The sequence below is a fragment of the Paenibacillus sp. JT22N12 genome, from assembly GCF_056269365.1.
The window spans coordinates 140,082-153,608 of record NZ_JBWDNU010000007.1 but is presented as its reverse complement, the minus strand read 5'-3'; the positions used below and the strand labels follow the sequence as shown (position 1 = coordinate 153,608).

Annotated in this window: 14 protein-coding genes; all 14 read left to right on the top strand. The window is 53.4% G+C overall.

Features of this window, described 5'->3' with window-relative positions; all coding sequences use genetic code 11:
• Positions 1–97: 97 nt before the first annotated feature.
• The 14 genes from AC0YOA_RS24045 to AC0YOA_RS23980 all read left to right on the top strand — a co-directional run bounded on the left by AC0YOA_RS24045 (position 98) and on the right by AC0YOA_RS23980 (position 13,524).
• Positions 98–1,705, top strand: a complete 1,608-nt coding sequence (locus AC0YOA_RS24045) for a spore germination protein (RefSeq protein ID WP_475788798.1) — start codon at positions 98–100, stop codon at positions 1,703–1,705.
• Complete coding sequence (locus AC0YOA_RS24040; RefSeq protein ID WP_475788797.1) at positions 1,705–2,967, top strand: Ger(x)C family spore germination protein; 1,263 nt, start codon at positions 1,705–1,707, stop codon at positions 2,965–2,967. The genes AC0YOA_RS24045 and AC0YOA_RS24040 overlap by 1 nt, the downstream gene beginning before the upstream one ends.
• 16 nt (positions 2,968–2,983) lie before the next feature.
• Positions 2,984–3,226 (top strand): hypothetical protein, encoded by a 243-nt coding sequence (locus AC0YOA_RS24035; RefSeq protein WP_475788796.1) that lies wholly within the window; start codon positions 2,984–2,986, stop codon positions 3,224–3,226.
• On the top strand, positions 3,223–4,572 hold the full coding sequence (locus AC0YOA_RS24030; RefSeq protein WP_475788795.1) for a GerAB/ArcD/ProY family transporter: 1,350 nt from the start codon (positions 3,223–3,225) through the stop codon (positions 4,570–4,572). The genes AC0YOA_RS24035 and AC0YOA_RS24030 overlap by 4 nt, the downstream gene beginning before the upstream one ends.
• Positions 4,573–4,715: 143 nt before the next feature.
• Positions 4,716–5,087 (top strand): NADH-quinone oxidoreductase subunit A, encoded by a 372-nt coding sequence (locus tag AC0YOA_RS24025; RefSeq protein WP_210039047.1) that lies wholly within the window; start codon positions 4,716–4,718, stop codon positions 5,085–5,087.
• Complete coding sequence (locus AC0YOA_RS24020; protein WP_210039046.1) at positions 5,072–5,590, top strand: NuoB/complex I 20 kDa subunit family protein; 519 nt, start codon at positions 5,072–5,074, stop codon at positions 5,588–5,590. The genes AC0YOA_RS24025 and AC0YOA_RS24020 overlap by 16 nt, the downstream gene beginning before the upstream one ends.
• Complete coding sequence (locus AC0YOA_RS24015; RefSeq protein ID WP_475788794.1) at positions 5,587–6,603, top strand: NADH-quinone oxidoreductase subunit C; 1,017 nt, start codon at positions 5,587–5,589, stop codon at positions 6,601–6,603. The genes AC0YOA_RS24020 and AC0YOA_RS24015 overlap by 4 nt, the downstream gene beginning before the upstream one ends.
• A 6-nt stretch (positions 6,604–6,609) precedes the next feature.
• Positions 6,610–7,710 carry an NADH-quinone oxidoreductase subunit D gene (locus tag AC0YOA_RS24010; RefSeq protein ID WP_475788793.1) on the top strand — a complete coding sequence of 367 codons (1,101 nt, stop codon included), beginning with the start codon at positions 6,610–6,612 and terminating at the stop codon, positions 7,708–7,710.
• Complete coding sequence (gene nuoH, locus AC0YOA_RS24005; RefSeq protein WP_210039043.1) at positions 7,710–8,723, top strand: NADH-quinone oxidoreductase subunit NuoH; 1,014 nt, start codon at positions 7,710–7,712, stop codon at positions 8,721–8,723. The genes AC0YOA_RS24010 and nuoH overlap by 1 nt, the downstream gene beginning before the upstream one ends.
• 14 nt (positions 8,724–8,737) lie before the next feature.
• The gene (nuoI, locus tag AC0YOA_RS24000; protein ID WP_210039042.1) at positions 8,738–9,193 is read left to right on the top strand and encodes an NADH-quinone oxidoreductase subunit NuoI; all 456 of its coding nucleotides are present in this window, start codon (positions 8,738–8,740) and stop codon (positions 9,191–9,193) included.
• Positions 9,194–9,195: 2 nt separating this feature from the next.
• Entirely contained in the window at positions 9,196–9,711 is a 516-nt protein-coding gene (locus AC0YOA_RS23995) for an NADH-quinone oxidoreductase subunit J (RefSeq protein WP_475788792.1), read from the top strand.
• A 1-nt stretch (position 9,712) separates the two neighbouring features.
• A complete protein-coding gene (gene nuoK, locus AC0YOA_RS23990; protein ID WP_210039040.1) occupies positions 9,713–10,015 on the top strand; it encodes an NADH-quinone oxidoreductase subunit NuoK in 303 nt (100 codons plus the stop codon).
• A 6-nt stretch (positions 10,016–10,021) separates the two neighbouring features.
• A complete protein-coding gene (gene nuoL / locus AC0YOA_RS23985; RefSeq protein WP_475788791.1) occupies positions 10,022–11,893 on the top strand; it encodes an NADH-quinone oxidoreductase subunit L in 1,872 nt (623 codons plus the stop codon).
• Positions 11,893–13,524 carry a complex I subunit 4 family protein gene (locus AC0YOA_RS23980; RefSeq protein WP_475788790.1) on the top strand — a complete coding sequence of 544 codons (1,632 nt, stop codon included), beginning with the start codon at positions 11,893–11,895 and terminating at the stop codon, positions 13,522–13,524. The genes nuoL and AC0YOA_RS23980 overlap by 1 nt, the downstream gene beginning before the upstream one ends.
• The last annotated feature ends 3 nt before the right edge of the window (positions 13,525–13,527 follow it).

The window sequence follows — 13,527 nt, the reverse complement described above, 5'->3', positions numbered from 1 at the left end:
CTATGCTGCAAGGTTCCAATCATGATCGTATTGCAGGCTTTAATATTAATTTCCTGATCCCATACAGCATGAAGCGGCAACGAAAGAAGGTGGAAATATGAAAGGCCCGTTCTTAAGCAGTCACAGCGGAAAATCCGGAGGCGACAAGAAGCAGCAGATTCGTGATCGGGCTGTAGAGCCTCATATGAAAGCCTTTGAAGATATGAAAATCGATCCTGACCTGAAGGCGACATTAAAGCTGATTGAGGAGGAGATGGGCGGAAGCGACGATGTCATTGTGAAGGAAATAACTCTGATGGGGGAGATTCCTTTTCAGGCTGCGGTTCTATACATACAAGGGCTTGTGGATGATAACCGGCTCAATGAGCATGTGCTTGAGCCGGTTCAGCGCGCTCGATTGACGGCTCCTGCGGTTAACGCGGACGAAACGCTCAACCAAATTAACAAGAGTCTGCTGCAGGTAGGCGATGTGGAGGCAGTAGATAACTGGGCGAAGGTCTTTCAGTCACTGTTTGTCGGCAACACCATCTTGTTTGTCGATGGACTGAATAAGGCTATATCTGCGGGTACGATTGGAGGACCGAAGCGTGATGTGACGGAACCGCAAACCAATATGGTTATTCGCGGACCGCGGGAGGGGTTTACCGAGTCCATCCGTACAAACAGCGCACTGCTGCGCCGCAAAATACGCAGTCCCAAGCTTTGGCTTGATCAGCGGACCATCGGCAGTATCACACAAACGCCGGTCGGAATCATGTATGTGAAAGGTATTGCGGATGATTCCTTGATTGAGGAATTGTCTATCCGGCTGGATGCCATATCCATTGACGGCGTCCTGGAAAGCGGTTATATCGAAGAACTGATTTCGGATCAGAAGATTACCCCATTTCCGACGATTTTTTATAATGAGCGGCCTGACGTTATAGCGGCAGGGCTGCTGGAGGGACGTATTGCCATTCTGGTCGACGGCACCCCCTTCGTCCTGATGGCTCCGGCAACCTTCAATGTCTTCTTTCAGGCTGCGGAGGATTATTATCAGCGCTATGATATTTCCACCTTTTTGCGTATGCTCCGTTTTCTCTCGTTTGCGATGGCCTTGATGCTTCCTTCTGTTTATGTCGCTATCGTCGGTTATCATCAGGAAATGATTCCGACACCGCTCCTGCTGAAGCTTGCCGCACAGAGGGAGGGTGTGCCGTTCCCTGCCTACGTGGAAGCCTTCATGATGGAGATTATATTTGAGGTGCTGCGGGAAGCGGTTGTACGGATGCCCATTGCCGTAGGCAATACGATTTCCATTGTAGGAGGTCTCGTTATCGGGCAATCGGTCGTGGAAGCGGGCTTCTTCTCTCCAGCCGTTGTCATCATTGTTTCCTTGACGGCCATTACGAGCTTTGTCTCTCCTGCCTATAACCTGGCCATCGCCGCCCGACTGCTGCGTTTTGGTTTGCTGATTGCCGCAGCTTCGCTGGGTTTTTATGGTATCGCGCTAATTGTCCTTGCTCTGCTGCTGCATCTGACAAGTTTACGCACGCTGGGTGTTCCTTATTTGAAGCCTTTTGCTCCCTTGTTCTGGAAGGACATGAAGGATAGCATCATTCGGGTTCCCTTCTGGATGATGAAGCAGCGTCCGCAAGGAGCTGCACCTAAAAATAAAGTCAGAGAATCGACTGATATCAACAAATCCAAAGGTGGAGATTCGTGATGAATGCATCCGCAGCCTACGGCTTGTTCCGCGTGCAAAGAGTCCGAATCATGGCCGTTGTTCTCTGTTTGCTGCTGCTGACGCCGCTAATTTCAGGCTGCTGGGATGTTCGCTATCTGGATCGGATCGGGGTTGTGTTTGCGATTGGCGTAGATGATGATCCGACGGGCAAGCACAAGCTTTTACTGAGCGTTCAGGTTGTTCTGCCGCAGAACGTTAGCGGCGGCAGCAGGGGCTCATCGGCACAAGGGCCAGCAGTGATTACGTTCAGGGAGAGCGCCGACACCATGTTTGAGGGCTTGCGCCATATGGGGACGATGACCTCGAGAAGACTTTATTTTTCACATACTCAATTATTTGTATTAGGGGATGCAATAGCACGACAGGGATTCTGGCCGCTGCTTGATTTTGTCGACCGTAATCCGGAAGTCAGAACCAATATCCAGATGCTGGTTGCAAGAGGTACGCGTGCAGAGCAGCTGCTGAAAACAACGACGCTTATGGAGCCCATACCTGTCCAGCAAATTCACAGCATGGTGGAGACCACCCAGAGATCCTGGCCCCAATCATATAAAGTAACCGCACAGGAATTGATCAGGGATGCGGTAGATGACATGAAGCAATCGACGATGCCTTCAATCCTGTTAGTAGGAAATAAGAGCAGCGGCAACGACAGCAAGAATGTGGAGAAAATCAAACCGGATGTAATTCCCAAGCTGTCCACAATGGCCATTTTTCGCAGCGGTGAACTCATCGGATATTTAAATCAGCAGCAATCGCTGGGGTTGGGATGGATCATGAATAAAGTAAACGATACGATTGTTAAGGTGCCATGCATGGACAATGATAAGTCGCAGGGGGAAGTAACAATTGAAATTCAATCCGCTGTAACGAAGCTCAGTGTACGCCGTTCCAAGAAATCCGCTTATCCGGAAATCATGATCGCCGTGAAAACCAAGGGGATCATCTCTGAAATTACATGCAGGGACCTGAATGTGATTGACGAGACGACCTTTGAGCTCTTTCAAGCTAAAGGCGAGAAGAAGATTACCGCTGAGATCGAAGCGGCCATCAAGCAAATTCAAGGAGTTTACCATACGGATACCTTCGGTTGGTCAACCGTGATTTATAAGGGAATGCCGCAGACATGGAAGAAGCTTAAGCCCAGGTGGGATGATGAATTTGTGCATATTCCTCATCAACTGAAAGTAGATGTCAAGATCGGCGGCACGGGTCTCCGGGGCAAATCGATTGTGAAATGAAGGAGGGATCTGACAGATGATTGTTTGCGGAGTTGTAGTGGTTATGGGAATCATTATTGGCATCCGGATATGGACCCAATTGATTCAAGAGAAAACAAGAGAAGCCGTCTGGGCCATCGCGATTTTGACGCTCGGGGTCGCTTATTCCTGTGTGGTTATCCTTAGAATCCCTATGCCCAATCCGGTCGATGTTATCGACAGAATGACGGAGCCTGTATATAGAGTAGTCCTCGAAGCTATAGGGATAACCCCTTTATGAGCGGCAGGGACGAAATTAATAATGGGCTGCTGTCGGGCAGCCAATTGGGAAAATTGCATGTACTCTTCGCACTTGGCACCGCTGTTCTTATTCTGCCGACGCTTGTCGTCCTGGTGGCGAAGGAGGATTCCTGGATAACCTTGTCTTTGGCATGGCCGTTGAATTATGTATTTCTGTTTGCGCCCCTGGCATTAAATAAGCGGTTCCCCAATTTTTCCGTGGTGACCTATTCCCAGAAAATTTTGGGGCGTTGGGGCGGAATTCTTTACATGTTGATTTATATCGGATTTTTCATTCTCTTGAGCGCCTTTACACTTCGGAACATGGGTGATTTCATCGGAACCGCAATTCTTCCGGAAACGCCGCGCTGGTTTACCCATATTACGTTTATGATTGTTATCGCTTATGGGGTACTGCTTGGAGCGGAAGTGATCGGGCGGACAGGCGAGCTGCTGTTTATGTGGATTTTCATTGTGACGGGAGTCATTTTCCTGCTGCTGTTCAATAAAATGGATTTCAACAATATGTTTCCGATTCTGGCCAATGGCTGGGGTCCGCCGCTGGGAGGGCTTTACCCCGTTGTCGGGTTTCCGCTTGGTGAATATACTTTCATCATGATGCTGCTGCAGCTCGTCCGGCCGGAGGACCGTCCCAAGCTTCGCCGTAAAATATGGTCATACGCAGTAGTTATCGGGGTAGCTGCATTATCGATGACGTTTTTGCTGTTAACAGTTCTGGGTGTGGAATTGGCAACCCGAAGCCCCTATGCAGTTTACGATATGGCCAAGGAAATCGATCTTGGCGACGTGGTGGAGCGCGTCGAAATTACGATTGCGGTCATCTGGATAAGCACGGTGTTTACGAAATTTGTACTTTGCTTTTATGTCGCCAATCTCGCTGCTGCAGAACTGCTGCGGTTCTCAACCTACCGGTCGCTCACTGTGCCGCTTGCGTTTATCGTGGTTCCGTTATCCCTGGTGGTTTACCGGAACTCTGCTCAAATTACCCAGTTTGCTTTTGATTCATGGCCGGTCCTCAGCGTTTTCCAAGGACTGGTTATGCCACTGGTACTGCTTGGCATTGCGGCTATGAGGGGCCTGAGGGATGCCTCACATCCCGCTATCAATGTAATACCGGGGGCTGGGGGGAATGCCGGTGGAGGGCAGCCTGATGCTCAAGCGGGCAGCAAAACGGACGGGCAGGCGGGCGGTACCGAATCGCAGGAAGCCGAAAAAGGGGATTCGGAGCCTGCCTACAACCGGACCCAAAGCAGTCTCGTTTTGACACAGGATGGCAAGGATATCAGCGGGAATATGGAGAATTCCGGGGAAGAAAAGCAGCAATGACGATATGGGCGGGAGAGATAAAGGAAACGCATTCAACTCAGACATAGACGGGGATGGGAGCATTTGTTATAATTGTGATGGAAATTTGACCAAGCGGTGCGGTCCTTCCCACCTGCAAACGGTTGTTCTATGGAGGCGATGGTGTGGAGAAGTACATCAATAATTATGTGATTGTAGCCATCTTCATTCTGCTTGGAATCCTTCTTCCGGTGGTGGCTTTGAGTGCCGGCCGACTGCTGCGTCCCCATAAGCCGACAGATGAGAAAAAGACGACGTACGAAAGTGGAAATGAGCCTGTAGGGGAAGGGCAAGTGCGGTTTAATGTACGCTACTACCTGTTTGCCCTGATGTTTGTCATCTTTGATGTGGAAACCGTTTTCTTATACCCCTGGGCCGTTGCATACAAGCAGCTCGGCCTTTTTGTGCTTGTTGAAATGGCGATATTTGTGGGACTTTTGCTGATCGGCCTTATCTATGCCTGGAAGAAGAAGGTGCTCAAATGGAATTCAATTTAGAGTCGATCTCCCCTGAAGAGCGGAAAGAGCTGGAGCGCAATGTATTTATGGGCACGCTTGAGGAGCTGAAGGCATGGGCCCGCAGCAATTCGCTGTGGCCGCTTACCTTCGGGCTTGCCTGCTGCGCAATCGAAATGATGGGTACCGGGGCTTCGCACTATGATCTGGACCGGTTCGGAGTTATGTTCCGCACGTCGCCGCGGCAGTCGGATGTCATGATCGTAGCCGGTACGGTTACGAAGAAGATGGGGCCGTTGCTGCGAAGGCTGTATGACCAGATGCCTGAGCCCAAGTGGGTGATTGCCATGGGCTCCTGCGCGACTGCAGGCGGACCTTATGTGAAGTCGTATGCGGTGATTAAAGGCGTTGACCAGATTGTTCCGGTGGATGTTTATATTCCCGGTTGTCCCCCTAACCCGGCGGCGCTGATCTATGGGATCAATAAGCTGCAGGAGAAGATCCGCTATGAGGCGAAGACCGGGAAGCGGGTGACCAGCCGATGAGCGACGAGAAGGACAAAGAGCCTGGACAGCAGGCTGATCAGGAGAAAAAGGAGCCTGTGGAAAGCGGCGGGCAGCCGGAACAAGGCGCGGCTGCCGCTCCGGATCGTCCTGCGGAGGAGCGGAGCGATCCGGCTGCAGCCGCGGCGCAGGAAGGCGATGCCGCTGCTGTGCGCCAAGCTTCAGCAGACGGGGCTGCGGAGGGCGCGGCGCAAGAGAATATCGCGCCGTCTGCGGGTGAGGCCGCCTCTCCTGCAGGGCCGGCGGGTGAAGGTGAACCGCCCGCGCCGGCGGCAGCGGCCGATCCGGAACGCGAAGCCAAGCTGAAGGCGGCAGCGGAAGCCCGCGCCGCGCGTGCCGCGGCCAAAGCGGCGGCTGCCGGTGCAGCGGGTGAACCGCCCGCGTCCGCACCGGCGGCAGGGGCCGATCCGGAGCGGGAGGCCAAGCTGAAAGCAGCGGCTGAGGCCAGGGAGGCCCGCGCTGCAGCCAAAGCCAAGGCAGAGAGCGAAGCCGCGCCCGAGGAGCCCAAAGCTCCTTCGCACAGACAGCCCCAGCTCGATGAGGCAGTCGGCCTCGTCCGGGCGCTTGTGGCGGAAGATGCGGTTGATGAAGCCTTGATCAACGAAATGAATGACCATATGCCGACGATCGTCGTGAAGGGAGATCGTCTGCTTGACGTCGCCAGGGTATTCAAGACGCATCCGACGCTGGACTGCAGCTATCTTCGCAATGTCTCCGGCATCGACTACGAGACGCATCTTGAAGTTGTTTATCATCTGGTTTCACTGGCGACCAGGCATGAATATGCGCTTAAAGTCAAAACGGACCGGGAGGCGCCGCAGATCCCTTCGGTTGTATCTCTGTGGTCCACCGCAAACTGGAACGAGCGGGAAATATTCGATCTGCTTGGCATCGGTTTTACCGGCCATCCCGATCTGCGGCGCATTATGATGCCTGATGACTGGGTGGGTCACCCCCTGCGCAAAGATTATGAACCGCTTGATCCGGAGGTGTAATCAGCTGTGATCCGTACTGAAGAACTGCTGCTTAACGTCGGGCCGCAGCACCCGAGCACCCATGGTGTGTTCCGTATTATCGTGAAGCTGGACGGCGAAGTGATCACCGAAGCGATTCCTGTCATGGGCTATTTGCACCGGGGCACCGAGAAGCTTGCGGAGAACCTGACCTATACCCAGATCATTCCCTATACCGACCGGATGGACTATGTATCGGCCATGACAAATAATTATGTACTCTGCCACGCGGTTGAGACGATGATGGGGCTCGAAATTCCTGAACGCGCTGAATTTATGAGGCTCATTGTTATGGAGCTTCAGCGGGTCGCAAGCCATCTTGTCTGGTGGGGCACCTATCTGCTGGATATCGGGGCGATGAGCCCGTTCCTGTATGCATTCCGCGACCGCGAAATGATCATTGATTTCTTCAATGAGCTGTGCGGCGCACGGCTGACCTATAATTATATGCGCGTGGGCGGAGTCAAGTGGGATGCGCCGGAGGGCTGGCTCGACAAAGTGCGTGATTTTATCCCGTACATGGAGAAGAAGCTGAAGGAATATGACAGTCTCGTCAGCGGCAACGAGATCTTTCTCGCGCGGATCAAAGGGGTCGGACAATACGACGCCCGGACCGCAATCGATTATGGCTTGTCCGGCGCTAACCTGCGGTGCACAGGCGTAGACTGGGATTTGCGCAAGGCAAAGCCATACAGCTTGTACAGCCGGTTCGAATTCGATGTGCCGCTGGGCTCCAAAGGAGACTGCTATGACCGCTATCTTATCCGGCTGGAGGAGATCCGCCAGAGCCTGCGTATTCTGAAGCAGGCGCTGGAGCAGATGCCTTCGGGCGGCGAAGTCATGGGCAAAGTGCCCCGTGTGATCCGGCCTCCGGCAGGCGAGGCTTATGTCAGTATCGAATCGCCCCGCGGCGAGATCGGCTGTCATATCGTTTCCAAAGGGAAGGCGGAGCCGTACCGGCTCAAATTCCGCCGTCCGTCCTTCGTGAACCTGCAAATTCTGCCCAAGCTGCTGGTTGGCGAAACGATGACCAACCTCATTACGATTCTGGGCGGCATCGATATCGTCGTCGGGGAGGTAGATGCTTAATGGGAGCCTGGCTGGATGAAACTCTGACATGGGGCAATGCCCTTATTTTCTTCCTATGGGGCGTTGTGCTGCTTGCGGTTGTGCTTGGTTTTGTAACCTATGCGATCTTTTTCGAGCGGAAGGTGATCGGCTGGATGCAGCTGCGGATCGGGCCGAACCGTGTAGGGCCATTCGGGCTGCTGCAGACGGTGGCGGATATTACGAAGCTGCTGATCAAAGAAGATACAATACCGCGCAAGGCCGACCGGATGCTGTTTATTCTCGCGCCTGCGCTGGCCTATGTTCCAGCCTTTGCGGTACTGGCGGTCATCCCCTACACGCAGAAGCTGTATTTTGCCGATATTAATGTCGGCTTGCTGTATTATGTGGCGTTGTCCGGCATATCCACGATCGCGATTGTGCTCGGCGGGTGGTCGTCGAACAATAAATATGCGCTGCTTGGCGGAATGCGCTCTGCTGCGCAGATGATCAGCTACGAGGTGCCTCTGGTCATATCGGTAGTGGGTGTCATTATGGTATCGGGCAGTCTGAATCTTCGCTCCATTGCGGAGCAGCAGGGCGACTGGTTCTGGCAGTGGAATTTCCTGCCCCAGATCATCGGATTTGTCGTGTTCGTGATTGCAGCGGTATCGGAGCTTAACCGTACCCCGTTCGACCTGCCGGAGGCGGAGTCGGAGCTGGTAGCCGGCTATCATGTCGAGTACAGCGGCTTTCGTTTTGCATTCTTCATGCTGACCGAGTATGTTTACGTCTATGCGATCGCGTCGCTGACGACTGTGCTCTTCCTGGGCGGCTGGCATGCGCCCGCGCCTTTTCTCGATTTTGTGCCGGGAATTATCTGGTTCCTGCTCAAGTTCTCCCTTATTGTGTTTTTCCTGTTCTGGCTGAGAGCGACGATGCCGCGTATCCGGGTCGATCAATTGATGGGATTCGGATGGAAAGTGCTGCTGCCGCTGGCTATACTCAATGTATTCATAACAGCCGTTTATCTCGAGCTGTTTATTAAAGGGTAACGGAGGGATAAGGTATGAAGGGTCTCTTTAAAGGGCTGGGCGTTACATTCAAATCCATGACAGCAAAAAAGGTCACCACCTCCTATCCCGACAAGCCGATTATTATGCCGGACCGCTTCCGGGGCATACAGCATTTCGAGCCGGACAAATGCATCGTATGCAATCAGTGCGTGCGGGTTTGTCCGACGGAATGCATTACACTTACGGGCGTTGCCAACCCTGATCCGGATAAAAAGGGTAAAGTGATCGATACGTACGATATCAATTTTGAAATTTGCATTCTATGTGATCTTTGTACGGAGGTTTGTCCGACGGAAGCGATTGTCATGACCGGGAACTTCGAGCTGGCTTCCTACAGCCGCGATGACCTGTTCAAGGACCGCAAATGGCTGGATGAGAACAACAAGCTCGTCCGTCAGGACAACAACAACATCGGTGCCCCTCAAGCAGCCAAAGGGGGGGCCAAATAACCATGTTCAATGTGGACTTGACCGGCGAGTTCGTCGCGTTCTTCATCTTCTCCATTATTATTATCAGCGGCGCCGTACTCATGGTCAGCTTTACCAAGGTTGTGTATATGGTTGTTTCCCTGGCGGCTGTATTTATCGGAATTGCCGGAATGTTCATTCTGCTGAATGCGGAGTTTCTCGCCTTCGTGCAGGTGCTGATTTATGCGGGGGCCGTCTCCATTCTGATGATTTTCGGCATTATGATGACCAGACATGAGGATAGTGAAACGGAGAAATCCAAACCGCTTCAGGAGACGCTCACGGCGATAGGCGCCCTGGCGCTGTTCGGCATTCTGTTCTACGCGATCCGCCAGAGCGATTTCCCGGTTCCCCCGGCAGCAACGTCTGCTGCGGACAACACGATGGAAATCGGCAAACAGTTGTTCACTGCTTACGTGGTGCCGTTCGAGCTGGTTTCGGTTCTGCTCACGGTTGCGTTTATCGGAGCGATTGTGCTTGCGAAGAAGGAGGCGGACTAGCATGTTATCTTCCTATTTGACGATGGCGGCTATTCTTTTTTGCATCGGCTTGTATGGCGCGCTTGTCAAGAAGAATGCGATTGTCGTGCTGCTGTGTATCGAGTTGATGCTCAATGCGGTCAACCTGAACCTTGTCGCCTTCTCCAAATACGGCGTTGTTCCGTCGCTGACCGGGCAGATGTTCGCGCTCTTTACCATTACGGTTGCCGCTGCAGAGGTGGCGGTGGGCATTGCGATTCTGATTGCATTGTTCCGGGCGCGGGGCTCGATCAATGCCGATGATTTCGACGAGATGAGGAGGTAAACCGATTTGGAAACCATGTTCTCACAGGTTGCCTGGCTCATTCCGCTGTTTCCGTTCGTCGCTTTTCTGCTGCTGCTCGCCTTTGGCCGCAATCAAAGCCTCATTGGCACAACAGTAGGCATTGTCGCTTCCCTTGCTTCGCTGGTCGTGTCCATTCTTGTGCTGGTGGAGCATATGAGCGACGGCGCATCCTACTACCAGTACAGCTTCAAATGGATTGACCTGGGCAGCATTCAAATCAATGCAGGCTTCGAGGTAACGAACCTGACGGCCCTCATGCTTGTTGTGGTGACGGCAGTCAGCTTTCTGGTGAACGTCTATTCAGCCGGTTATATGAAAGGCGACGAGAGGATATCCGTCTTCTTCAGTTATGTCGCGCTGTTCACGTTCTCGATGCTGGGACTTGTGCTCGCGGACAACATGCTGACGCTTTACGTCTTCTGGGAGCTTGTCGGCGTATGCTCGTTCCTGCTCGTAGGCTTCTGGTATACGAAGCCCGAGGCTGTGGCTGCGGCCAAGAAAGCCTTTATCGTGACGCGGATTGGCGATGCCGGCTTGCTGATTGCAATTCTGCTGCTTTACTGGTATATGCCGGACCACGCGCTCGATTTTGTACATATTCAGAACGTCTTCGACGGACAGACAGGCGCAATCGCCGCAAGCGTCACGACGCTGATTGCCATTCTTATTTTTGTCGGCGCTATCGGCAAATCAGGGCAGTTTCCACTGCATGTATGGCTGCCGGACGCCATGGAAGGTCCGACGCCGATCAGCGCCCTGATTCATGCCGCAACGATGGTTGCCGCCGGCGTGTATCTGGTTGCGCGCACGTTTGATATCTTCCAGGCTTCGCAGGCCGCAATGGATACAGTCGCTTATGTGGGTGCCTTTACGGCGATTTTCGCGGCGACGATTGGTGTTGCGCAGAACGATATCAAACGCATCCTGGCGTACTCGACCGTCAGCCAATTGGGCTACATGATGATGGCGCTTGGTCTTGGCTCGCTTACCGGCGGAATCTTTCATCTGTTTACGCACGCATTCTTCAAAGCGCTGCTGTTCCTTGGAGCAGGCAGCGTTATCCATGCCGTGCATACCCAGAATATCCATGAGATGGGCGGTCTGGGTTCGAAAATGCGCATTACCGCCTGGACCTTCGGCATTGGTGCACTGGCACTTTCGGGCATACCGCCTTTCTCCGGATTCTGGTCCAAGGATGCGATCCTCACAACGGCTCTGCACGAGAAGCCGGTGCTGTTTGTTGTCGGTGTGGCGGCCGCCTTCTTTACCGCATTCTACATGTCCCGGCTCTTCTTCCTGGTCTTCACCGGCAAGCCCAAGGGAGAGCAGCATGCACATGAGTCGCCTTCCTCCATGACGCTGCCGCTTATTATTCTCGCGGTATTCGCAGTTATTGCCGGCTTCGTGCAGACGCCGTGGAATAACACGCTTGGTTCATGGCTGACCGATGGAGCGGAGACCGAGCATGGGGGCGGGGGCCTTGTCATGATCATCTCTACGGCGATCGGAGTGCTGGGCATTTACCTGGGCTGGCTGGTGTTTGTGAAAGGGACAATTTCTCGCGACGCGGTATCATCCCGTGCCGCATGGCTGGTCAGATTGCTGGAGCGCAAATATTATATCGATGAGCTGTACCATGTGCTTATTGTCCGCTCTTTGCGGGCGTTCGGAGCTGGACTGGTCGCCTTTGACCATTATATCGTTGACGGCATTGTCCGTCTGGTTGGCGGAGCCGCACTGCAATTGGGCCGCGGAGGTACCCGGCTGCAGAATGGCCAGGTGCAGACATATGGCCTGATTTCAGTACTTGGACTTGTAATTCTCATTGTTGCAGTAGTCGGAAGGAGGTTCTGGTAATGCTGTCCGATCTTCCTATCCTGTCCTTTATTGTTTTTTCGCCGCTGCTGGGCATCATTGTGCTGCTATTGCTTCCCAAGCAGAGCAGCCGCTGGCTGAAGGTAACGGCGATCACCGCTACATTTATTCCGCTTCTGCTCAGTCTCTGGCTGTATGCCGATTTTGAAGGAGCGAGCGGAGGGAAGCCGTATGAAGAGAATTCAACCTGGGTCGATGCGTCGCTGAGCAAGGAAGTAGTCGGCGAGGTGACGTCCTATGCTTTCAAATTTCAATATCATTTGGGCGTCGACGGGCTGTCGCTGCCGCTGCTGCTGCTGACAACCATTGTTGCCGCGATGGCGGCGCTCGCCTCAGTCAATATTAAAAAACGCTGGAAATCCTTCTACTTGTGGTTTCTGCTGCTGGAAATCGGGATGCTCGGCGTATTTCTGGCCAGGGACGTGTTTCTCTTCTTCGTCTTCTTCGAGCTCACCTTGATTCCGATGTTCTTCCTGATCGGAATCTGGGGCTATATGAACCGGGAGAAGGCAGCCAATAAATTCCTGATTTATAATGGTGTCGGCTCAGCAATCATGCTGATTGCCTTTGTTCTGCTTGTATCCACGGCAGGCTTCACCGTCGATCAGCCGGGAGGCGGTCAGGTCACTCATCTGTCCTACAGCGGTGATTACGCAGTGATCAAGGATAACATGGTCAACCCCGACTCGTATGTCAATATGCCGCCGGATGCCGCGCAAGGGCAGTCCAATCCATTTTACATGACGGATACGATGCGCTGGTCGATCTTCATTCTGCTGCTGATTGCGTTTGGAATCAAGCTTCCGATCTTTCCATTTCATACCTGGATGCTGCGTGTCCATGCGGAGGCTCCCCCTTCGATTGTCATGATTCATTCAGGCATCCTGCTCAAAATGGGGGCTTACGGGCTTATCCGCTTCGGCGTGTTTCTCTTCCCGCTCCAGACGAGCCACTGGGCCGTGGTGCTCGCCATATTGGGTGTCATCAATATTCTGTACGGTGCGGTGCTGGCGCTGGTGCAGAAGGAATTCAAGCTGGTGCTTGCCTACTCATCGATCAGCCATATGGGGATTGTCATGCTGGGTATTGCTTCCCTGAATGAAATTGGCCTGCAGGGGGCAATGGTCCAGCTTGTGTCACACGGCTTTATCTCTGCACTATTGTTCCTTATTGTCGGCATTCTCTACGAGCGGACCGGCACCACGGAGCTCAGCGAGTTGGGCGGCCTGGCCAAGAGCCTGCCGTTTATCAGCGGCATTCTTCTGACGGCTGGGATGGCCTCGCTGGGGCTGCCAGGATTATCGGGCTTTATCGGAGAGTTCCTCTCGCTTCTGGGATTGTTCGAATCGATGCGTATCCTAACGGCGATTGCTGTGCTTGGTGTGATTCTGACCGCGGTGTATGTGCTGCGAAGCGTGCTCGGGATTACATTCGGTCCGATATCGGAGCGATATGGAACACTGCGCGATGCCAGGCTGATCGAGGCTGTGCCGATGATTGCCCTGCTGGCATTCATCGTGCTGATCGGGGTGTACCCCGCCGTGCTGACCGAGCCGATGAAGCATGGCTTCGACGCTCTGCTGCAGCAACTTAACGGGAAGGTGGGGAGATAGACA

Bases quoted from the DNA above. Each gene is read 5' to 3' on its own strand.
- AC0YOA_RS24045 (WP_475788798.1), top strand. From the start codon at position 98: ATGAAAGGCCCGTTCTTAAGCAGTCACAGCGGAAAATCCGGAGGCGAC.
- AC0YOA_RS24040 (WP_475788797.1), top strand. From the start codon at position 1,705: ATGAATGCATCCGCAGCCTACGGCTTGTTCCGCGTGCAAAGAGTCCGA.
- AC0YOA_RS24035 (WP_475788796.1), top strand. From the start codon at position 2,984: ATGATTGTTTGCGGAGTTGTAGTGGTTATGGGAATCATTATTGGCATC.
- AC0YOA_RS24030 (WP_475788795.1), top strand. From the start codon at position 3,223: ATGAGCGGCAGGGACGAAATTAATAATGGGCTGCTGTCGGGCAGCCAA.
- AC0YOA_RS24020 (WP_210039046.1), top strand. From the start codon at position 5,072: ATGGAATTCAATTTAGAGTCGATCTCCCCTGAAGAGCGGAAAGAGCTG.
- AC0YOA_RS24015 (WP_475788794.1), top strand. From the start codon at position 5,587: ATGAGCGACGAGAAGGACAAAGAGCCTGGACAGCAGGCTGATCAGGAG.
- nuoH (WP_210039043.1), top strand. From the start codon at position 7,710: ATGGGAGCCTGGCTGGATGAAACTCTGACATGGGGCAATGCCCTTATT.
- nuoI (WP_210039042.1), top strand. From the start codon at position 8,738: ATGAAGGGTCTCTTTAAAGGGCTGGGCGTTACATTCAAATCCATGACA.
- AC0YOA_RS23995 (WP_475788792.1), top strand. From the start codon at position 9,196: ATGTTCAATGTGGACTTGACCGGCGAGTTCGTCGCGTTCTTCATCTTC.
- nuoK (WP_210039040.1), top strand. From the start codon at position 9,713: ATGTTATCTTCCTATTTGACGATGGCGGCTATTCTTTTTTGCATCGGC.
- AC0YOA_RS23980 (WP_475788790.1), top strand. From the start codon at position 11,893: ATGCTGTCCGATCTTCCTATCCTGTCCTTTATTGTTTTTTCGCCGCTG.